19 protein-coding genes are annotated in these 20848 nt (G+C 44.4%); 9 read left to right on the forward strand and 10 right to left on the reverse strand.

Features of this window, described 5'->3' with window-relative positions:
• Positions 1–3: 3 nt before the first annotated feature.
• Together menC and menE are read left to right on the forward strand one after the other, a co-directional pair.
• Positions 4–1110, forward strand: coding sequence for an o-succinylbenzoate synthase (gene menC, locus GQA99_RS00990; protein ID WP_160051984.1), 1107 nt, complete (start codon positions 4–6; stop codon positions 1108–1110).
• The gene (gene menE / locus GQA99_RS00995; RefSeq protein WP_160051985.1) at positions 1107–2507 is read left to right on the forward strand and encodes an o-succinylbenzoate--CoA ligase; all 1401 of its coding nucleotides are present in this window, start codon (positions 1107–1109) and stop codon (positions 2505–2507) included. The genes menC and menE overlap by 4 nt, the downstream gene beginning before the upstream one ends.
• A gap of 83 nt (positions 2508–2590) precedes the next feature.
• Here the strand turns inward: menE and rpoH are convergent, their stop codons facing one another.
• The 4 genes from rpoH to ftsY form a co-directional block, all read right to left on the reverse strand.
• The gene (rpoH, locus tag GQA99_RS01000) at positions 2591–3448 is read right to left on the reverse strand and encodes an RNA polymerase sigma factor RpoH (protein ID WP_160051986.1); all 858 of its coding nucleotides are present in this window, start codon (positions 3446–3448) and stop codon (positions 2591–2593) included.
• A 228-nt stretch (positions 3449–3676) separates the two neighbouring features.
• A complete protein-coding gene (gene ftsX / locus GQA99_RS01005) occupies positions 3677–4642 on the reverse strand; it encodes a permease-like cell division protein FtsX (protein ID WP_160051987.1) in 966 nt (321 codons plus the stop codon).
• Positions 4639–5322 (reverse strand): cell division ATP-binding protein FtsE, encoded by a 684-nt coding sequence (ftsE, locus tag GQA99_RS01010; RefSeq protein ID WP_160051988.1) that lies wholly within the window; start codon positions 5320–5322, stop codon positions 4639–4641. Before ftsE ends, ftsX begins: the two co-directional genes overlap by 4 nt.
• A 3-nt stretch (positions 5323–5325) precedes the next feature.
• Positions 5326–6948, reverse strand: a complete 1623-nt coding sequence (gene ftsY, locus GQA99_RS01015) for a signal recognition particle-docking protein FtsY (RefSeq protein WP_160051989.1) — start codon at positions 6946–6948, stop codon at positions 5326–5328.
• Between the two features lie 181 nt (positions 6949–7129).
• Between ftsY and rsmD the strand changes: the two genes are divergently transcribed.
• Both rsmD and GQA99_RS01025 read left to right on the forward strand, forming a co-directional pair.
• Positions 7130–7723 (forward strand): 16S rRNA (guanine(966)-N(2))-methyltransferase RsmD, encoded by a 594-nt coding sequence (gene rsmD / locus GQA99_RS01020; protein WP_160051990.1) that lies wholly within the window; start codon positions 7130–7132, stop codon positions 7721–7723.
• 2 nt (positions 7724–7725) lie between these two features.
• Entirely contained in the window at positions 7726–8022 is a 297-nt protein-coding gene (locus tag GQA99_RS01025; protein WP_160051991.1) for a DUF1145 domain-containing protein, read from the forward strand.
• Positions 8023–8094: 72 nt separating this feature from the next.
• Here GQA99_RS01025 and GQA99_RS01030 read toward each other — a convergent pair whose 3' ends face one another.
• A complete protein-coding gene (locus tag GQA99_RS01030; protein WP_160051992.1) occupies positions 8095–8658 on the reverse strand; it encodes a NapC/NirT family cytochrome c in 564 nt (187 codons plus the stop codon).
• A gap of 338 nt (positions 8659–8996) precedes the next feature.
• Here GQA99_RS01030 and GQA99_RS01035 point away from each other — a divergent pair, with 338 nt between their 5' ends.
• From GQA99_RS01035 to GQA99_RS01045, 3 genes are all read left to right on the forward strand, one after another.
• Positions 8997–9401, forward strand: a complete 405-nt coding sequence (locus GQA99_RS01035) for a hypothetical protein (protein WP_160051993.1) — start codon at positions 8997–8999, stop codon at positions 9399–9401.
• Between the two features lie 130 nt (positions 9402–9531).
• Entirely contained in the window at positions 9532–11010 is a 1479-nt protein-coding gene (locus GQA99_RS01040) for an efflux RND transporter periplasmic adaptor subunit (protein ID WP_160051994.1), read from the forward strand.
• An 11-nt stretch (positions 11011–11021) separates the two neighbouring features.
• Positions 11022–14153 carry an efflux RND transporter permease subunit gene (locus tag GQA99_RS01045; RefSeq protein ID WP_160051995.1) on the forward strand — a complete coding sequence of 1044 codons (3132 nt, stop codon included), beginning with the start codon at positions 11022–11024 and terminating at the stop codon, positions 14151–14153.
• 93 nt (positions 14154–14246) lie between these two features.
• Here GQA99_RS01045 and GQA99_RS01050 read toward each other — a convergent pair whose 3' ends face one another.
• The 5 genes from GQA99_RS01050 to plsB all read right to left on the reverse strand — a co-directional run bounded on the left by GQA99_RS01050 (position 14247) and on the right by plsB (position 19463).
• Positions 14247–14525, reverse strand: coding sequence for a hypothetical protein (locus GQA99_RS01050; RefSeq protein ID WP_160051996.1), 279 nt, complete (start codon positions 14523–14525; stop codon positions 14247–14249).
• On the reverse strand, positions 14525–14785 hold the full coding sequence (locus GQA99_RS01055) for a hypothetical protein (RefSeq protein ID WP_160051997.1): 261 nt from the start codon (positions 14783–14785) through the stop codon (positions 14525–14527). Before GQA99_RS01055 ends, GQA99_RS01050 begins: the two co-directional genes overlap by 1 nt.
• A 99-nt stretch (positions 14786–14884) precedes the next feature.
• Positions 14885–15664, reverse strand: a complete 780-nt coding sequence (locus GQA99_RS01060; protein WP_160051998.1) for a VOC family protein — start codon at positions 15662–15664, stop codon at positions 14885–14887.
• Positions 15665–15783: 119 nt separating this feature from the next.
• Positions 15784–17040, reverse strand: a complete 1257-nt coding sequence (gene mtr, locus GQA99_RS01065; protein WP_160051999.1) for a tryptophan permease — start codon at positions 17038–17040, stop codon at positions 15784–15786.
• On the reverse strand, positions 17040–19463 hold the full coding sequence (gene plsB / locus GQA99_RS01070) for a glycerol-3-phosphate 1-O-acyltransferase PlsB (RefSeq protein ID WP_160052000.1): 2424 nt from the start codon (positions 19461–19463) through the stop codon (positions 17040–17042). Before plsB ends, mtr begins: the two co-directional genes overlap by 1 nt.
• Before the next feature lie 264 nt (positions 19464–19727).
• Here plsB and lexA point away from each other — a divergent pair, with 264 nt between their 5' ends.
• Both lexA and GQA99_RS01080 read left to right on the forward strand, forming a co-directional pair.
• Complete coding sequence (gene lexA / locus GQA99_RS01075; RefSeq protein ID WP_160052001.1) at positions 19728–20342, forward strand: transcriptional repressor LexA; 615 nt, start codon at positions 19728–19730, stop codon at positions 20340–20342.
• A complete protein-coding gene (locus GQA99_RS01080) occupies positions 20339–20845 on the forward strand; it encodes a cell division inhibitor SulA (RefSeq protein WP_160052002.1) in 507 nt (168 codons plus the stop codon). The genes lexA and GQA99_RS01080 overlap by 4 nt, the downstream gene beginning before the upstream one ends.
• Positions 20846–20848: the final 3 nt, after the last annotated feature.

Here is a 20848-nt window from a genome sequence, read left to right on the forward strand (position 1 = left end):
GTGATGCAGCCTGTCGATGAGTTAACCATTAGCGCTGTCTCTTTGTATCGATACCATATATCGCTCAACCCGACCTTGCCTGTGGCTAAACAACGTATAGATCACCGCAAAGGTGCATTAATCGTCGTCACCCTGACCGATGAGCAACAACATAAACAACAAGCTTGGGTTGAAATAGCGCCGTTATCAGGCATTGATACTGAAGGCTTGCCCATTGAAGACTTTAGCCAAGAGTCACTCGATGATGTCATTGCCTCTTTATCACATAGCGCAGCGTTACTTATTAATAAGTCGCCTAATGAGTTAACTGCTTTAGCAGCCACATCACCTTTGCCCTCTGTCGCATTTGGGTTGAGTTTATTGCATGCCAAAATCACTCACCACTTGCCCTGTAGAGTTGATAATCTACACTCTCAGTCGGCAACAGTACCACTGGTTTATGTCGGCATGAGTGAGCAACAACTGCAGGTTAAACTGTTGCAAAATGGCACCATAAATAGCGTAAAGATCAAAGTGGCACAAACCACAATGGAACAGGAAATTGCCTTTATTTATAGGGTATTCGAACTTGCACCACAGGTGAGTTTGCGACTTGATGCCAATCGAGGTTTTAGCCTCGAGCAAGCTATCGACTTTTTGGCGTGTTTACCCAAAGACAAAATAGAATACATTGAAGAGCCTTGCATTAACCCTGCTGATAACCCACAAGTTTATCTGCAACTCGGTTTACGCTATGCCTTAGATGAATCACTGAACTCACCTGTGTTTGATGTTGTTAATGCGATAAAACAACAACCCGGAATTGGCGCGCTCATCATTAAGCCAATGTTGCTCGGCTCGCTTGCGGGTTTACAGCGCATGATCGAAGCCGCCCACAGTCATGGCGTTCGCTGCATTTTAAGCTCTAGCTTAGAGTCCGATATCGGTATTAATGATTTACGGCTTGTTAGCCAGGCCTTAACGCTTAACGAAACGCCAGGACTCGATACCTTAAGTGCATTTAGGCAAACATTACTGCTCACAACACCGACTTCAACCCAACTCAACCCAAACGCCCTGTCGTTAATTATTCATGCGGGTGAAGAAAATGAGGCTGCAAACTCTTTATGATGATCTCGCCATTACATCAAAGCGCCTTAACGACCCCGACTGCGATTGCTATTGAAGATGGCCACGATACTTACAGCTACTCAACCCTAAATTCAATGGTGAGTAACTTAGCCATGTCGCTGCAAACACAAGGGCTACAACGTGGTGATATAGTCGGCTGTTTATCGCAAAACAACTTAGAAATGATTTGCCTGTACTGGGCTTGTATTGATGCTGGTTGGGTATTTTTACCTTTGTCTCCTAGGTTGTCTAACCAACAAATTAATCAGCTTATTGAAACATATCAGGTCAGCTGGTTATGGACAGACAACCCCGGCCGGTTAACTGAAATTACTGTCGCACATTACTTAAGCGTGTCTCTTTGCATACAAGCGAATCCATCATCGACTGCCGTTAAAGTATCGCCCCATATTGCGTCTAATATTATTTTGACCTCGGGTTCTAGCGGCACACCTAAAGCGGCTGTGCATTGCTTACTGAACCACATGGCCAGCGCACAAGGATCCGCCAGCTATATTCCACTAAAAATGAATCATAGCTGGCTGTTATCTTTGCCGTTATTTCATATTGGCGGCTTAGCCATATTACATCGATGCGCTCTAGCAGGTGCACGCATCGTATTACGTAATACGGCCATTTCATTAGCTGAGCAACTGCAACAAAGCACCATTAGCCACGTGTCGTTAGTGCCAACCCAGGCTTTGCAAATCTTAGCTCAGCACCCCAAAGCACTAACCCAAGCAAAGGCGTTATTATTAGGCGGTGGCATGATAGAGCCGCAACTCATTGACAGCCTAAACGCACTCAATATTAATGCTTATACCAGTTATGGCATGACTGAAATGAGCTCGCAAATCACCACGGCAAAAGCAAACCTCACAGGTCATCATGGCCGCCCTTTGCCGGCTCGACAGCTCAAGTTAGTCGACGGGATTATTTGGGTTAAAGGGGAATGCTTATTTTTAGGGTATCTAACCCCTCAAGGGGTTTCACTGCCAGTTGATGATCAGGGCTGGTTTTGCACTCAAGACAAAGGTCAGCTTAATGACAAAGGCCAGTTAATGATTTCAGGGCGAGTAGACAATATGTTTATTTGTGGCGGCGAAAATGTCCATCCAGAACAACTTGAAGCCGTACTGATGACACACCCTAACGTAGCTCAAGCGATAGTATTTGCCATGCCAGATCCCGTTTTTGGACACTTACCCGCAGCAATTATCGACTATGTTGATGAGCAAAATACAGAACAAATCAATGCGCAACTGAGTGAGTTAGTAGAGCAAAAGTTAGCGCGCTTTTTGCGTCCAAGACAGTATTTTAGCTGGCCTAAACAGGTCATATCGAGCGGCATTAAAGCGCCCAGAAGATTGATTATTGCTGCTGTGCAACAGCCGTAGAATGAAATGACTTTAATGCTAATGCTAAAAACAAAAAACCTGCCGCAGCAGGTTTTTTAGTTTAAAAAGCGTAAGGGTAAAGATTATTCCATACACGCTTTAAGCTTGTTCATGGCATTCTTTTCTAACTGCCTGATACGTTCTGCTGACACTTGGTAAGCTGACGCGAGTTCTTGTAGCGTGGTTTTATTATCATCTAACCAACGAGCACGAAGAATATGCTGGCTGCGCTCATCTAAGGTTTTAATTGCTGATAATAAACGCGCTTGCGAATCGGCTTCCCAGTTGTCGTTTTCAACCTGCTCAGCCAAATCTGAAGAATGATCTTCTAAATACAATGCAGGAGCAAAATCGTGGTTATCGTCATCGCTGTCGTTGGTAAGATCAAACGCAGGATCTTGCGCGGCCATGCGTGACTCCATTTCAGTCACATCAGCTTTAGACACACCCAGATTTTCGGCAACCATAGTCACTTCAGCATCGCTGAACCAACCTAAACGTTTTTTAGATTTACGAATATTAAAGAACAACTTACGTTGAGCTTTAGTGGTCGCAACTTTTACGATACGCCAGTTTTTAAGCACGTATTCATGAATTTCGGCTTTAATCCAATGTACTGCAAATGAGACTAAGCGAACACCTACGTCGGGATCAAAACGTTTTACCGCTTTCATCAAACCAATGTTGCCTTCTTGAATGAGGTCAGCCTGAGGTAAACCATAGCCAGAGTAACCTTTAGCAACGTGAACCACGAAACGTAGATGCGACATAATTAATTGCTTTGCAGCCTGTAGATCGCCTGTTTCTTGTAAACGCTTGGCAATATCGTACTCGGTATCCGCGTCCAACATATCAATGCTGGTCACAGACTGGATATACGCTTCTAAACTACTACTGCCTCTAGGAACAGTCAGTGCCATTGATTGCGTTTGATAAGTCATTCGCTCTCCTACTACATTCAAAAAATTTACTTCAGTTTGCTAAATACGCTTTATGAAACCCAATGGTTCATCGACTTCTGCGCTCGATTTAGCTGATGAACTATCAACTAAATGACATCATATGTCAAATCAGCTTCAGCTCAATTAATATTTTTACCGCTGGCCAGTCAAAATGCAAGTGAACAATCGTTCATTAATAGACTCACTGATACTATTATATGCCTTTCATTATGATGGCTCAATATTACGTAAGTGTTGCCTTACCGATAGATACGAGCCAAACCAACCTAAAAATGACGCTAACAATACAAGCTTTATTAATTCAGTAAAAGTTAATGACTGAATGGTCAATTGGCTACCATACAATCCTAATAATTCGGCCAGCGCACCATCGAGATACCACACTAATACATTAATAATAAGCCAGGCTAAAATACCACCAATCACTCCGTACCAAATGCCAGTATACAAAAAAGGCCGTTGAATAAAGGCTTCGGTTGCGCCCACCAGCTTCATGACTTCAATTTCAGTGCGGCGGTTCATAATAGCTAAACGGATGGTGTTACCAATCACTAACACCACAGCTAATACGAGTAATGCCGCAATAGCCAATACGGTTTTTTCGAGTAATTTAAGCAACGCTTGTAAGCGCTCTAGCCACTCAATATCGAGTCGACCAAAGTTCACTTCAGGCTCACGCTCCAATTTTGCCAATAACTCACGCGCACCGGTTGGGCTTGAATACTTAACCGATGGGGTCACGGTAACCACGGCAGGCAGCGGATTATCGTCAAGATACGATAAGGCTTCGCCAAATCCAGATAAGCGCTGAAATTCTTCAAGCGCCTGATCGCGACTGATATAGCTCACGGTCTCAACTTCTCTAAAGGCTTTAATTCGCGACAATAAGCTTTGAATCGATTGGTCGCTGCGACCTTTATTTATAAATAGTGATATTTCAGCGGCGCTGTTCCACGACTGAGTAATATTTTCGGCATTTTTAACCAGCACCTGCAATGCTGCGGGCAAACTTAAACTCACACCGAGCACTGCCATGGTCATAATCGATGATACTGGGCTGCGCCACAACTCCCCCATACTCGACATACCTTGCTGCACATGTCGAATAAAGAACATGACGATACGGCCACTTAGCGGCAGCTTGCTTTGAGTAATATTAGGTTTCTTACTCATCGCATTATCTCCCTATCACTGCTTTCTCCGCCGAGCATTCGGCCCTGACGCAAGGTAAATGTGCGGTATTTCATGCGCGCAATAAGCCCAAGGTCATGGGTAGCAATTAATACGCTAGTGCCAGAGTCGTTAAAGGTTTCAAACAGACGCAAAATGTCCATCGACAACTTAGGATCTAAGTTACCTGTTGGCTCATCGGCTAACAGTAAAGGTGGCTTGTTAACAATCGCTCGAGCGATACCGACACGTTGCTGCTCACCACCCGATAACATAATCGGTAAGTGACGCTCTTTGCCGTATAGACCCACCATATCGAGGGCACCCGCAACACGCTTACGAATTTCACCATGAGAAAAACCTTCGATAACCAAAGGCAAAGCAATGTTGTCAAACACGCTCTTATCCATTAGTAGATGATGGTTTTGGAAAATCATCCCAATATTACGACGTAAATAAGGCACATGCTTAGGGCCCACATTGGCAATATTGTGGCCGTTAATTGACACTTTACCAGCGGTTGCCCGTTCGATAACTGTGATCAATTTGAGCAAGGTACTTTTACCCGCACCTGAATGGCCGGTTAAAAACGCCATTTCACCTTGTCTAAGATGAAAATTGACATCCATCAGCGCTTTTTGGCCGCCTGGATAAATTTTACTGACCTGCTCAAATTGGATCATAAATTATTGGTCCGTTTTTTCCTGACTGAATAACGCTTCAATAAAGTCGTTGGCGTTAAACGTTCGTAAATCGTCAATTTGTTCACCAACGCCAATATGGCGAATAGGGATATTAAATTTGTCGGCAATGGCAAATATCACCCCGCCTTTAGCTGTGCCATCAAGCTTGCTGATGGTTAATCCCGTCACCCCTACGGCTTCCTGGAATAACTGCGCCTGGCTAATGGCATTTTGACCGGTGCTCGCATCGAGGGTTAGCATCACTTCATGCGGAGTATCTGGGTCGAGTTTTTTCATCACTCGCACCACTTTTTTAAGCTCTTCCATTAAGTGACTTTTGTTTTGCAAACGCCCAGCGGTATCGGCAATTAATACGTCAACTTTACGCGCTTTGGCCGCTTGTAATGCATCAAATAATACCGAGGCACTGTCGGCGCCAGTATGTTGAGCTATCACAGGGATATTATTGCGTTGCCCCCAAACCTGGAGCTGTTCAACCGCCGCGGCACGGAAGGTGTCACCTGCCGCTAACATGACAGATTTACCTTGATTTTGATACTGTTTTGCTAATTTACCAATGGTGGTGGTTTTACCTACACCATTAACGCCAACCATCAAAATAACAAATGGACCATTGGCGTTGTCAGGCACTAATGGTATCGCCACAGGCTCAAGCATTTTTTGCATTTCTTCACGCATTAAGTCGTACAGCGCTTCTGCATTTTTAAGCTGCTTGCGCGACGCATGTTCAGTTAAGCTTTTAATCAATTTAGTGGTGGTTTCAACACCCACATCGGCAATCAACAATTGCTCTTCTAGCTCTTCAAATAAATCATCATCGATTTTTTTACCGCTAAATAAGCCAATAAAACCAGAACCGATATTTTCGCTGGTGCGCATTAAACCGCGCTTTAAGCGAGCAAACATGCCTTCTTTTTTAGGTTTTTCTTGTGGCTCATCTTGCAGTTCGAGCTCAATAGATTCAATTGGCGCTTGTTCGAGTGCCAGCGTTTCAGCGGCTGCAGCCGCTTCGGCAATCGCTTCGGCTTCAAGACGCGCTTGCTCTAGGCGTGCTTCTTCAGTCGCCTGTTGAACGGCCAACTCTTGTGCTGCTTCTTGTGCAGCGAGTGCTTGTGCAGCCAATTGCTCCGTGGCAAGTTTTTCAGCTGCTAATACTGCGGCTTCAGCAGCACTTCGTTCAGCTTCAAGGCGTGTTTGTTCGGCGCGTTCATTGTCAATGCGTTGTTGCTCTAGGCGCTCGGCTTCTATAAGGGCAGCTTCTTGTTCGGCTTGCTGTGCGGCTAAGTGCTCCGCTGCGAGTTTCTCGGCGACTAATGCTTCAGTTTCAGCAGCAATTCGTTCAGCTTCAAGGCGGGCTTGTTCGGCGCGTTCATTATCAACACGCTGTTGCTCAAGCTGCTGTTTTTCAAGCTCCAAAGCCTCGATACGAGCCGCTTCTTGCTGGGCTGATTCTTCTGCTTGCTTTAGTTGCTCAGCTTGTTGAATTTGTTCTGCTGTGTCAGTGGCAACATCATGCGAGATTTCTGCATCAGTTTGTTGCTGTTCTTCAACTTCAGGGGCGGGCTTATCTTTACGAAACCAGGAAAAAAAACCTTTCTTTGCCATGTTTGCTACCAGTATTTATAGGTTTAAAAATTCGGTTGAAGCCGTTTGTTGCATCTCAGTGCAGTAAAATGATGAATACTCACATTTAATCACGAGTTTGATATAAAATAACGACGGTTCAGATTGTGGCATAGTCTACCACTTTCTTTTTTCTTTGTTCAGGCAAAATCACGAGGGTGAGATGGCTAAAAAAAACACCAGTAGCGGTCAGGTGCGAATTATTTCCGGTCAATGGCGTTCACGTAAGCTTCCGATCCATGATCTTGAAGGTTTACGCCCAACAACCGATCGCGTTCGCGAGACCTTATTTAACTGGATAGCCAACGATATTCGCGGCGCTCGAGTGCTCGACTGTTTTGCCGGAAGTGGGGCATTATCGCTGGAGGCTCTGTCGCGTTATGCCGAATTTGCCACCATGATTGAGTTGCAACGAGATGCCGCCAATCAATTAAAACAAAACCTTACCACCCTGCAATGCCAAAACGCCGATGTCATCAATGGTGACAGCTTACAAGTGCTGGCTAAAGGCACTAAAAACGGTTTTGACCTGGTCTTTATTGACCCACCATTTCGTAAAGAACTCGCAGCCAAAGCTATTGATCTGTTGATGGCTCACCAATGGCTCAACAACAATGCTTTGATTTACGTTGAAACCGAGTCCGAAATTGCAACCTTAGCCGTACCCGCCTCATGGATTCCACTTAAAGAGAAGCAGGCTGGCCAGGTGACTTATCGACTTTATCAATATCAAACCACTGACACATCGGCGCAGTAATCATGCTCAGCAATCTGACATTAAACAATACGGCGCGAAATGATCTGATATTAATCGGTAAAACCGCCACATTGTCGATGTGGGGCTTATTCGCCTATGGTTTTTTTGTGTTTAGCCAGGATGTCACTACCTTACTGACTTTTTTTGCTGCATTGACTGCAGTAATGCATCTATTATTGCTTTTAGCGGTATGCCTAAGCGCTAAAGGTAAATATCAACCCATCATAAAATACGCAGCCATTTTGCTGTGGGGCATTTTTGCCTTAGGCAATGTTAAGCCTCTACCCACGACCGTTTAGCGTGTTTCACTTTGAACCCGTTACAAAAAAGCCTCGTTAATTTAACGAGGCTTTTTTCAAGTCAATGTTCTATTACTTTTTAGGGTAAGGGTGAGCAACACCTTTATGACAATCTACACAGGTCTTTCTATCTTCGGGTGCTTTCTTGAAGTTATTACTGTGCATTCTAACCGCCATTTTCTTCATCGTTTCTGGCTGGTCTTCGTAAATACGTGTGTGACAGTGCTGACAGTTAGCAGAGTCATTGCTACGGAAATATTCTAACGCCAGGTCGGCTTGTTCTTTACGGTTTTCATCTAACCATTCTTGAGTCATAAAGCCATCGATAGTCATTAAGCCAATTAAGTCTTTAGACACGATAATTTTCTTGATCAAGTAATCAACTGGACCATGAGGTAAGTGACAATCTTGACATTGCACTGTTACACCGGCTTTACCGCCACCGTGAGCTGACGCCATGACTTCATCTCTTAACGAGTGATCACGGTGACACGTCATACAAAAAGCATCGCTACTTGTTGCATGTAATGTCTGTTGTGTTGCGAAATAGCCGACGACACCCACAATTACACCAACCACAATAAGTGCAATAATTGAGTACTTCGCGCTTGGTTTAAATAGTGCACGCCAGTTCATTGTTCAATCTCCATAATTTGCTAAAACTACATTTCTAATATTTGTTTATCTAGTTTAGGATTTTTTAAAATTATAAAATTGATTCTAGTCGCTGTTTTTATGATTCCTTATCAGAAAATATCTAAAATGAGAGATAGATCGCTACTCATTATGACTGAACAGCTTAAAACGTTCTGAATGTTGAAATGGTTTGGTGTTTTTAGCGGTCTTATTGATTTGATTAAGGTTAAATATGTGTACTGGCGCATTGTTTGCTGCCCTGTATACGTTTATATTGTTATGGGTCTTCACTATCATTGCTCGATAAAACTTACATGTTGGTTCGCTTTTAGGATGTTATGCGTAAATCTATTCGCCTTTATCTGATTGCTATTTGCACTTTGTTGTCTTTAATTGGACAAGGTGTGTTAGCTAATGGCCATACCATGATTATGCCCAGCGATATGAAGATGAACCAACAAATGATCACTAAAGTGATGTCAAACGACATGCAAAACGGCACGGATTGCCACAGCATGATGCAAGATCAAACAGACATTACCACTAGCGCAAGCCACTGTTGTGATAATGCAACAGGTTGCACTAATGATTGCAGTCATTGCTTTACTATTACCTTTACTGGCACGATTTTCAGTACCAATATCGCAATTAGCCCTATCCCTGAAGATACTGCGGTAACCTTGCCGCTTGCCCAATTATTCTCTATTGATGGTTCCCCTGCGTTTCGCCCCCCTATTGTTTAACCTCAATCGTATAATGTCGGCTTACAGTCGACTGCGTAAATTCGATTATATTTTTTAATATTATCTATGGTTTTTCAGCGTAATGGCGATACTTGTGATACGCCGCGCTCAACCATGATTTGAGGTTGATATGAAACACTCTTTCTATGTTGCACTATTAGCAACGGCGAGCTTATTAAGCTACGCGACGGCCTTCCCTGCCTATGCAGCACCTGAACCGGCAGCGCATGAACAGCATCAACACAATTATTACTGCCCCATGCACCCTGACGTTACGAGTGATAAGCCAGGTAGTTGCCCTAAATGTGGTATGTTTTTGGTTGAAAAAGAGCCGGAAACGGCTGATGTTGACGCTAAATCAGCAGCTCACCAAGAAGCACTCGTAACGCCTGCTGCCCAAAAAGTATTTGAGCAACCTATAGCTTCGCTTCGATCCTCTGCCAAACCAAGCCTTACGGACCAAACACCCACTCAGACAACTAAATACATTTGCCCAATGCATCCTCATGTGGTGTCTGATGCCCCTGGTAGTTGCCCGATTTGCGGCATGAATCTAGAAAAAGTGGCTGTCGGTGATGCAAGCCAAGAAATTGTGGTGGGAGTATCTGGCGGCATGCAACAGGCGCTTGGAATGCGTAGTCACGTAGTGGCTAAGAGCCATTTATCACGCCAGGTAAATACCATTGGCACTGTGCAATATAACGAAAATACCATAGGCCATGTGCACACTCGCGCCACCGGATGGATTGAAACACTCACCGTGCACAATGTTGGCCAACAGGTAAAGCAAGGTCAACTCTTGTATGAGTTGTATTCACCAGAGCTCGTTAATGCTCAAGATGATTACTCACAAGCGCTAGATTACCTTAAAAAAGATAAGCAACGTGGGAGCATATTATTGAGTAAAGCCCGTAAGCGCCTAGAATTATTAGGCGTCGACAACGCGGTGATCAATCGCCTAGAAAAAACTGGAGAAACCATTTATCGCGTGCCGTTTTATGCACCGCAAAGTGGCTTTATTAGTGAATTAACCATACGTCATGGTATGTACATTCAACCGGGTGATACTTTATTTGAAATAGTCAATTTAGACAGCGTATGGGTCATTGCAGACGTATTTGAAAACGAACAAAGCTGGCTAACAGAAGGGCGAAAAGTCAGTGTCAGTGCAGCGGCACAAGGCCTGTTTGATATCGACTCAAACATTGATTATATCTATCCAGAGCTAGACCCTGTCACCCGCGCTATGCGAGTCAGAATTCAATTAAACAACACGCAAGAAAAACTGAGGCCCGGCACCTTAGTAGATGTCACCTTGTACGGGCAACCAAAACAGAATGTATTGACAGTACCTACCGAGGCGTTGATTTTAACCGGCAGAGAAAACCGCGTTGTGGTACAGCGCAGCGACACTAGCTTTGCATCAGTACCTGTAAAAGTGGGCATGATGGCCCAAGGAAAAGCAGAGGTGCTTCAAGGCTTAAATGAACACGACAAAGTGGTCGTATCTGGACAGTTTTTACTTGATTCAGAAGCCAGTATTCAAGGCAGTTTGCAGCGTTTAAGTGGTGCAGGTACTCAAGCCCAAACTGACGTTCATCAACACTAAGGAGCCTTGCTATGCTAGCGCAAATTATCAATGCTTCAATTAAAAACCGTATTATGGTGTTGCTGCTTACCGCAATCATTGCACTGGTAGGCTATCAAGCCATGCGCACCACGCCATTAGATGCGTTGCCCGATTTATCAGATGTACAAGTGATTGTTAAAACCAGTTATCCAGGCCAAGCTCCGCAGTTGGTAGAAGACCAAATAACCTACCCATTGTCGTCGGCAATGCTCGCAGTGCCTGGCGCTAAAACCGTGCGCGGCTTCTCCATGTTTGGCGACTCGTTTGTGTATGTGATTTTTGAAGACGGTACTGATATTTATTGGGCCCGTTCACGCGTGCTTGAATACCTTTCGCAAACCCAAGATCAACTGCCTGATGGAGTGACGCCAAGCTTAGGCCCTGACGCCTCCGGTGTCGGTTGGATTTTTCAATACGCACTTGTTGACCGCAAAGGTCACTACGATTTAGCGCAATTGCGCTCTCTGCAAGATTGGTTTTTAAAGCTTGAGCTGCAAAGTGTCGCAGGCGTGTCAGAAGTTGCGACCGTTGGCGGCATGGAACAAACTTATCAAGTGGTGGTCGATCCGCACAAATTGGCTTTGTATCAAATAGATTTGATGACCATTAAAAATGCCCTCGACAATTCTAATAGCTCAACAGGCGGCTCGGTGATTGAAATGGCCGAGGCGGAATACATGATCACCTCAAGTGGTTATCGCCAAACTATTGCTGATTTTGCTGAAGTGCCGTTGGGTATATTATCTGAAACCGGCACACCGATTTTAATGAAAGACGTAGCACAGCTGCGCACCGGCCCTGCGGCAAGACGTGGTATTGCAGAGCTTGATGGTCAAGGTGAAGTCGTCGGCGGCATTGTGGTGATGCGCTACGGCGAAAACGCCCTTGAAACCATTAATAATATCAAACTCAAACTCGAACAAATCAGCAATGGCCTGCCAAACGGAGTGGAGTTAGTCACCACTTATGACCGCTCAGAACTGATTGTGCGCTCAGTCGACAACCTCAAACATAAAGTGCTCGAAGAGATGCTGGTTGTTGGGCTAATTTGTTTACTCTTTTTATTACATGCCCGCTCGACATTAGTGGCCATTATCACTCTACCGATCTCGATTTTGATCAGTTTTATTGCGATGCATTTTATGGGAGTCAATGCCAACATTATGAGTCTAGGCGGGATAGCTATCGCCATCGGCGCGGTGGTTGATGCATCAATCGTAATGGTAGAAAATACTCACAAACATTTAGAGCATTACCGCCAACAACACGGCAGAGCCCCTGAGGGCGAAGCACACTGGCAGCTAGTAAAAGAAGCCTCTATTGAAGTGGGTCCTGCACTGTTTTTCAGTTTATTAATTATTACCTTAAGCTTTACCCCTGTGTTTGCACTAGAAGCACAAGAGGGGCGTTTGTTTCATCCTCTCGCCTTTACCAAAACCTTTGCGATGGCCGCATCGGCGATTTTAGCCATCACTTTAATTCCGGTATTAATGGGCTATTTTGTTCGTGGAAAAATCCCCGACGAGCGTAAAAACCCACTCAGCCGTATCCTCATTGCGCTATATCAACCGTTATTAAAATGGGTGTTACGTTTTCCTAAAATCACCATAATGATGGCATTAGTGGCCTTGCTCAGCGCCTATTACCCATTAACTAAAATGGGTTCTGAATTTATGCCCACATTAGAAGAAGGTGACTTGCTGTATATGCCAACCACATTGCCCGGCGTTAGTGCTGGCAAGGCGGCGGAGATCTTACAGCAAACAGATAGGCTGATTAAAACCGTACCTGAAGTTAAACGGGTATTTGGTAAAGTCGGCCGTGCCCAAACCGCCACTGACCCTGCGCCGTTAACCATGCTCGAAACCACCATTATGCTTAAACCCACAAGCGAATGGCGTGCAGGTGTGACATTAGAAAGTATCATTACCGAGCTGCAAAAAACGGTGCGTATTCCTGGCATGACAAACGCCTGGGTGCAACCGATTAAAACCCGTATTGATATGTTATCCACTGGGGTTAGAACCCCGGTCGGCATCAAAATATCAGGCTCAAATGTTGAGGAATTGCAACGAATAGGCAGTGAAATAGAAGCTGTGGTAAGCCAATTACCGGGCACTTTATCGGCGTTTGCACAACGCAGCAGTGGTGGACGTTATATTGATATTACCCCTAACTTGAAAAATGCCGCCCGCTACGGCATGACACTAAAAGACATTCAAGATGTGGTGCAAATTGCCATTGGCGGCATGACGGTGGGCGAGTCGATTCAAGGTCAGGAACGCTACCCAATTAATATTCGTTACCCAAGGGAGTTACGCGACAACATTGAAAAGCTAGAAGACTTACCCGTGCTCACTAAAACCGGTAAATACCTACCCTTAAGTTACCTCGCTGAACTGACCATTAGCGACGGCGCGCCGATGCTTGCCAGTGAGAATGGCCGCCTTATTTCATGGGTGTTTGTCGACTTAAAAGATATCTCCATTGGTGAGTATATTGCCCAGGCACAAACCGCACTTGATGAGCACATTAGCTTACCTGCACGTTACAGCTACAGCTTTGCCGGCCAATATGAATACATGCAGCGGGTTGAAGCTAAAATGACACTGGTGATCCCGCTTATGATTGCGGTGATTTTTATCTTGTTGATGATGACCTTTAACTCAACAATTCAAGCTCTGGTGATTATGCTCAGTTTGCCGTTTTCACTGGTTGGCAGCGCATGGTTACTTTACTCGCTCGAATTTAATTTTTCGGTGGCGGTATCGGTTGGCATGATAGCCCTGGCTGGTGTGGCCGCTGAGTTTGGAGTAGTGATGCAGGTGTACCTCAACAACAGTATTGCCGCTTACAAACGAGAAGACCGTTATCAAACTAAAGCCGACTTAACGGCTGCGCTTATCGAAGGTGCGGTAATGCGTATACGCCCTAAAGCCATGACCGTCGCCACCATCTTTTTTGGCTTATTACCCATCATGTGGGGCAGCGGTACAGGCAATGAAGTAATGCAAAAAATTGCCGCGCCAATGGTCGGCGGTATGGTCACCGCGCCGCTATTATCGCTATTTGTGATACCGGCGATTTACTTACTCATTTACGGTCGACGGCTGCCCGCATAATCATTGGCAGACGCTATAAAGCAAAATCCCAAACAATGTATTGTTTGGGATTTTTGTTATCACATCAACAACCTAAATTAAGCTGGGGTTAGGTTAATTCCGCTTAAGTGACTCACTCAGTTGATCCGCTTCATCTTGTTTCTTCTTCTTACATGCAGCGATGTCATCAGGATGACCGTGTTTGCATGGATCGCTGGCTAAAATCGCCATAGGCAGATTGAGTATCAAGTAATCTGTATCATTTTTATTATCGTCGGCATTACCAGCGTTACCCAAACGGTTTGGCGACGTGCCGCTACAGGCCGTTAAGACAAGTAAACTAGACAATATCAGGCTCGATAAGAGGGTTGATTGAACAAGCGGTATTTTCATTATTGACTGATCCTTTGTTTTTCACGCGCCAAACTCATCATCTTAAACATTCCCCACGCCATAATCGCGCCGCCAATCACCAACATTGCATTAATGATCATTGGGTGAGCCAACATAGGTAAAAAGCCTTCATCAAAGCCGGCAAAAATACCGTAAAGCCCCAAACCAAACAATAACGTGCCGGGAAAATCGATAATGGCCACCATCAGCATACTGCGGTTAATTCGTGCTAATGCTGCTTGTGTCGTTTCTTGAGTCATAAATTCATCCTTGGGTGTACTCCTTGTGTAACGCTAATTATTCAGACATCGATTGTTAATTTGAGTTCAATAATGACCTAAATACAAGATGCTAAATGTTTATGCTGCTGGGTCCAATAGCGAAATAATCGAGAAAAACCCGCCTTGCGGATCATTAAGTACCGAAAAACGCCCCACATTAGGGATGTCGGTAGCGGGTACGCACACGGTCGCGCCCAAACTTTTTGCTTTAGCGAGCGCGGCATCACAATCATCAACAGCAAAATAGTTCATCCAATGCGCTGGCGCATCGCCCCATTCTGCCGTCATTTCCATCATGCCGCCAACAGCTTGCTCACCCACATACCATTCGGTGTATTCAAAATCGGCCATATCTGCAAGTTTGGTTTGATAGCCTAGCACCTTACTATAAAATGTTTTAGCGGCTGCGGTGTCACGACAGGCTAACTCAACCCAGCACAGAGTATTCGCTTCTTGCGCACGTTTAATACCAATATGATCTTGCCCTTGCCATAACGCAAAACGGCTACCCTCAGGGTCGGTGCATAATGCCATGCTGCCAGCATCACCAACAGAATGCGGTCCAGCTATCACCTGGCCACCGGCCTGTTTAACGAGTTCTGCGCTAACATTAACATCATCAACGGCAAAGTAGACCGTCCAGTGTGTGGGCAACGCCAACATATCTTCTGGCATTTGGTACATTGCGCCAATATCGTCACCCTCAATTTGCAACATAGTGTAATGCCCTTCAGGCATTGGCATATCGTCGGCTTCCCAACCAAATAACGCTTGATAAAACGCTTTACCCGCATCCCAATCGTGCGTAGCCAACTCAATCCAGCATGGCTGTCCTTGTTGATATTGTTGTACTTTCATTATTGTTGTCCTGTAGTCGCAATTACTGATAGGTAATAGTTATAAGTTAAGTTGATATCACCCAAAAAGCAAAAAGCCTTCAAACGAAGGCTTTTTTAAAAATGCGCTGTGCAAATCAGTTATTTAAATACCGGCAGAATATCGGCCATGGCCAATAAATGGCAGGTTGCAGTAATCATACCAAACAGCACAACGACAACAATCAGCGGTGTACCACCAGGGACTTTAAAGCCAGTGGCGTTTGGATACAATTGACGCACTTTATACGCTAACAGGGCTGGCACTATCACCGCCCACACGGTTGCGGCTAATGCGGCAAAACCAATAGCAATAATAAAACCATTAGGAAACAATAAGCCCAAAATCGTTGGCGGAATAAACGTTATCGCAGCAGTTTTCATTCGGCCAGCACGTGAATCATCAAAACCAAATAAATCAGCTAAATAATCAAATAGCCCTAGGGTCACCCCTAAAAATGATGACGCTACCGCTAAATTAGCAAACAAGGTCAACATATTATTAAGCCACTGACTGGCCATTGCACCAGACAATGCCTCAACGAGCACACCTATATTTCCGCCTTTGGCAATCACATCGGCAAATTGGCTACGTGGAATATTACCCATGGTCGCGATAAGCCAACACACATAAATAATCAGCGCGATGCTGGTACCCACCACAATGGCCTTAACAATGGTATTGGCATCTTTACCATAATATTTAACTAGGCTTGGCACATTACCATGGTAGCCAAAACTGGCTAGACCAAAGGGAATAGCAGCAAGTAAATACGGCAAATAGCGGCTTTCACCGTCTGGCGACACTAATTTAGTGGTATCGATTTCAATTAATAGATTACCGATAGCTAAAAAGAAGGTAATCACCATGCCACCGAGCATGATGGTAGTAATACGGTCAACCGCTTTAGTGCTAATTAATACAATAAACGCCAACACAGCAGCAAACACTAAACCAGCAACGCTTTGAGGTAAGGTAACGCCAAGCGCCGACAGGCTATGATTGACAATTGAACCACCACCACTGATATAGGCGTAGGTCAAAATATACAATACAAACGCAATTGATACGCCGTTAATCACTCGCCAAAATTGGCCTAAGGTTTCACGGGTTAACGTATCAAAACTGGCACCTGGTTCAAAATGCAAGTTAGCTTCTAACAGCAATAAACCCGACATTAACATGCAAAACCAGACACCCAATAGCATGGCTATCGAATAGCCAAACCACATACCCGCGCCCACTACCGGCAATGAAAACATGCCGGCACCTACAGTTGTACCGGCAATAATCATCGCGCCGCCCAATAACGACTTACCTTGTGGACGGTGCTTTGCCCCATTCATATGGTTAGCCATTAGTGTCCATGCTCCGCGTGTACACTATCTACAATGGTTTGTTTTACTGATGAGCTCAATAACTGATTCGCATGGTCGCGAATTCGAATCACTTCAGAACGATGCTCAACACTGCATAAATAGCCTAACTCTTTAAGCTTAACACTGAGGGTGTTGTAGAGTTTTTTATCGTAAAACTCGGGGGCAGTAATACCATGCAATGCACCTAAACGCTGGGCTAATAAATGGCTGTCTGTTTCGAGCTCCGAGCGCTCTAGATCAGGTTTTATCGCCAACAAGTTAAAGATGATGGCATAACGCTGTAGGGTTTCACTGATGGTTTCAGCCAGTAACAATAACTGAGCGGTATAACGAGGTGACACCTCAAATTGCGCTTCGCCACTGAGTAAGCCTTGCTCAACCATAAAGTCTAAAATACTGTCGACATGCTGCGGCACATCGTCAATGCCCATAAATAATTCAGCTTTCAGCAATGGGTAAAAGTCCATCACAACGGCATGAATTTTTTCACGGTCGCAAATATCATATTGCACTAAACAACTGGCGATTAACGACGGAACTGCCATTAAGTGAATGATGTTATTACGATAATAGCTCATAGTGATGGCAATTTTTTCATCAACCGAAATAATCTCGCCAATAGCATCTTTGGTACTGACAAACTTATTCAGCGATAAACAATGGTCAATAATCGATTTACCATTGCCTTCTGCCACAGAGGTGTAGCTGGTATAGGGCACACTTTTTAGCATCGCCAGGTACAAATCTAATTGACGCTCTAACAAGCTGCGCTCTAATGCATTACGCTCCGAAGCAAGCAAGACTAAACTGGTTAATGTGACAGAACTTGCGGCAGCTGCACCGTTAATATTAGTCATCACACGGTTAGCCAATAAATTCACTGACGGCGTAAACCATGTCGGTTTTTGCTCAGGGTCTTTAGCAACTTCTTCTCGCCAATCAGGAGCTTGTTGGTTTAAAAAGTTTTGCAGATTAATCGGTTCGCCAAAGTTGACATAACCCCGACCAAAGTTACCTAACTTACGAATAGCACCAAATACTTGCCACACTGATTCTTTTTGCTTTTTCTTACCGCTTAATTCTTTATGGTAAGTAGCCACTTCCATTACATGGTCATAACCTAAATACACTGGCACTAACGTTACTGGGCGCTCAATCCCGCGCAGTACGCTATTAATTGTCATAGCCAACATGCCCGTTTTTGGCGCAAGCAAACGACCAGTGCGCGAACGCCCACCTTCGGTGAAGTATTCAACCGAATAACCTTTAGCAAACAGTTGATCCAAATATTCGCGAAACACTGCAGTGTAAAGCTTGTTACCGTTAAAACTACGGCGAATAAAGAACGCACCGCCACGGCGGAACATAGGACCCGCAGGCCAAAAGTTAAGGTTAATACCTGCAGCAATATGCGGTGGCACCATACCTTGATAATACAAAATATATGACAATAACAAGTAATCCATGTGGCTGCGGTGACACGGCACATACACAATTTCATGGCCATCATGATGGAGCTGACGAATTTGTTCAGCACCTTTAATATTGATACCACTGTAAAGCTTATTCCAAAGCCAGGTTAAAAAGCGCTCGGCAATACGCACTAAACTATCTGAATAATCTGCAGCAATTTCGTCTAAATACTCAATCGCTGTTTCACGAGCTTTTTCGGGGGAGACTTTCTTATTAATGGCCTCTTCTTCAATCGCTTTCTTGATTGAGTCAGACTTAAGCAACGAAGCAAAAAACATTTGTCTGTTGGGTAATTGTGGGCCAGTCATTACTTTACGTTGACGACTGAAATGCACTCGAGCAACGCGGGTTAACTTATGAGCAATACTTTTATCAAATCCATGCTCATCGGCCATGTAGCGTAACGATAAAGCGTTAGAAAACTGAACAAAGTTATGACGACCAAGAAACAAAATCATTAACCATTTACGTAGCCAAGTTGGGCTTTCACGCTCAAGCACTGCGGCTTTCATGCTGTCGTCTTCTTTGCCTGGAGTACGGCCCCAATACAAACTCACGGGTACTAATTGAATATCCAAATCCGGACGTTGACGATGAAGCGCCAATAAACTGGTAAAACAATTAATAAATTTTTCACCACTTTCGCGTTTACCAAAGAGTGGCTTGCGCCCCTCCAAACACACAATGCGGGGCACTTTTAAACCATCAATAATGAGAGGGTCATATGGACTTGGCATCCCAAAGCCCTCAGTGATTTCGCTTAGCGCAGCGGCATCACTGATTGACTCTGTTTTCATGACATAAACCAGTGGCTTAGTCGGATCTAAATTAAGATCATCAAATGGATCATGCGGCACAACAATGGTTTGAACCATCCATTTTTGTACCCATTTTAATGCACGTAAAAATATAGAATTTGGTTTTGACATGGTTACTTTCGCAATATAAGCCACTGTAATATTGCTGCATAGGATACCAGAAACCACCCTTGATACACTATCTGGCTGTTTTATCTTTACTTTGTGAACAATCTCAAGTGAAACAACACAACATAAAATCAAGATAAAAACGATATAAAACAGAATGATGACTAACACTGGTGTAACAAATATCAAAAAACAGTTGGTTAATACTTGCGCGAACAAAAACACTGTATATAATGACAGTCACTGTATAAAAAGACAGGAATCATCATGAGACCGTTAACGCCGCGCCAAGCAGAAATTTTAGACTTAATTAAAAACAATATCGCCGAAACTGGTATGCCACCGACTCGTGCTGAAATTGCAAACCGTCTTGGCTTTAAAAGTGCAAATGCTGCCGAAGAGCATTTAAAAGCACTCGCCAAAAAAGGCTTTATCGAGATCATGCCTGGCACTTCAAGAGGTATCCGCTTACCTCACGAAGAAGAACAAGAAACAGGCTTACCGCTGATTGGCCAGGTTGCCGCAGGCGAACCCATTTTAGCGCAAGAGCATGTTGAGCAATATTATCAAGTTGACCCAAGCATGTTTAAACCCGCCGCAGATTTTTTATTGCGAGTCCGCGGTGACAGTATGAAAGACATTGGCATTTTAGAAGGTGACTTACTTGCCGTTCATAAAATGCAACAAGCACGTAATGGCCAAGTTGTTGTGGCCCGCGTTGAAGACGACGTCACGGTTAAACGTTTCGAGAAAAAAGGCAATGTGGTGTATCTACATGCTGAAAACGAAGCATACAACCCGATTAAAGTAGACTTAAGTTGCCAAAGCCTCACCATTGAAGGGCTTGCTGTTGGCGTTATCCGTAATGGAGATTGGTTATGAACAAACTAATGGGCACCGCCCCGCGCCACCCAGGCTTATGGGTAGATTTAACCGACGCTGATATACACGGCAGCCAAACCATTCAAACATTACAAACCGTCACTCAAGGTGAGTCTGAGCTAGGGCAACTGTGTAGCCAACTAGCAAGCTTAAGCCAACAAGGACGCTGGATTGTATTAATTAGCCCGCCACACATTGGTTATAAGCATATGCTTGCCAGCGCCGGGGTAAGAATGGATCGCATTTTATTAGTGCACACTAAAGATGAAGTCGAAACCTTATGGGCCATGGAAAAAGCATTAACCAGTGGCACGTCTAGTGCGGTCATTACCTGGACTAGCTCATTAGATGCTCGTGACAGCCGCCGTTTAGAAATTGTCGCCAAAAGTGCCCGTGCATTAGGTGTCGTGATTGAAGATGTGAATGCTCACTCACCAGAAAAACATCAAATAGTTAATCCATCTATGACAAATGCGACAAGTAATTTTTCAGCATTTCATTAACAA

This window comes from Shewanella litoralis, assembly GCF_009828585.1.
Taxonomy (GTDB): domain Bacteria; phylum Pseudomonadota; class Gammaproteobacteria; order Enterobacterales; family Shewanellaceae; genus Shewanella; species Shewanella litoralis.

Coding starts and splice junctions, on each gene's coding strand:
- GQA99_RS01060 (WP_160051998.1), bottom strand. CDS start 15,664: ATGAAAGTACAACAATATCAACAAGGACAGCCATGCTGGATTGAGTTG.
- GQA99_RS01055 (WP_160051997.1), bottom strand. CDS start 14,785: ATGACTCAAGAAACGACACAAGCAGCATTAGCACGAATTAACCGCAGT.
- lexA (WP_160052001.1), top strand. CDS start 19,728: ATGAGACCGTTAACGCCGCGCCAAGCAGAAATTTTAGACTTAATTAAA.
- ftsY (WP_160051989.1), bottom strand. CDS start 6,948: ATGGCAAAGAAAGGTTTTTTTTCCTGGTTTCGTAAAGATAAGCCCGCC.
- ftsX (WP_160051987.1), bottom strand. CDS start 4,642: ATGAGTAAGAAACCTAATATTACTCAAAGCAAGCTGCCGCTAAGTGGC.
- rpoH (WP_160051986.1), bottom strand. CDS start 3,448: ATGACTTATCAAACGCAATCAATGGCACTGACTGTTCCTAGAGGCAGT.
- plsB (WP_160052000.1), bottom strand. CDS start 19,463: ATGTCAAAACCAAATTCTATATTTTTACGTGCATTAAAATGGGTACAA.
- GQA99_RS01040 (WP_160051994.1), top strand. CDS start 9,532: ATGAAACACTCTTTCTATGTTGCACTATTAGCAACGGCGAGCTTATTA.
- mtr (WP_160051999.1), bottom strand. CDS start 17,040: ATGGCTAACCATATGAATGGGGCAAAGCACCGTCCACAAGGTAAGTCG.
- GQA99_RS01025 (WP_160051991.1), top strand. CDS start 7,726: ATGCTCAGCAATCTGACATTAAACAATACGGCGCGAAATGATCTGATA.
- GQA99_RS01035 (WP_160051993.1), top strand. CDS start 8,997: ATGCGTAAATCTATTCGCCTTTATCTGATTGCTATTTGCACTTTGTTG.
- ftsE (WP_160051988.1), bottom strand. CDS start 5,322: ATGATCCAATTTGAGCAGGTCAGTAAAATTTATCCAGGCGGCCAAAAA.
- rsmD (WP_160051990.1), top strand. CDS start 7,130: ATGGCTAAAAAAAACACCAGTAGCGGTCAGGTGCGAATTATTTCCGGT.
- GQA99_RS01080 (WP_160052002.1), top strand. CDS start 20,339: ATGAACAAACTAATGGGCACCGCCCCGCGCCACCCAGGCTTATGGGTA.
- GQA99_RS01045 (WP_160051995.1), top strand. CDS start 11,022: ATGCTAGCGCAAATTATCAATGCTTCAATTAAAAACCGTATTATGGTG.
- GQA99_RS01030 (WP_160051992.1), bottom strand. CDS start 8,658: ATGAACTGGCGTGCACTATTTAAACCAAGCGCGAAGTACTCAATTATT.
- menE (WP_160051985.1), top strand. CDS start 1,107: ATGATGATCTCGCCATTACATCAAAGCGCCTTAACGACCCCGACTGCG.
- GQA99_RS01050 (WP_160051996.1), bottom strand. CDS start 14,525: ATGAAAATACCGCTTGTTCAATCAACCCTCTTATCGAGCCTGATATTG.
- menC (WP_160051984.1), top strand. CDS start 4: ATGCAGCCTGTCGATGAGTTAACCATTAGCGCTGTCTCTTTGTATCGA.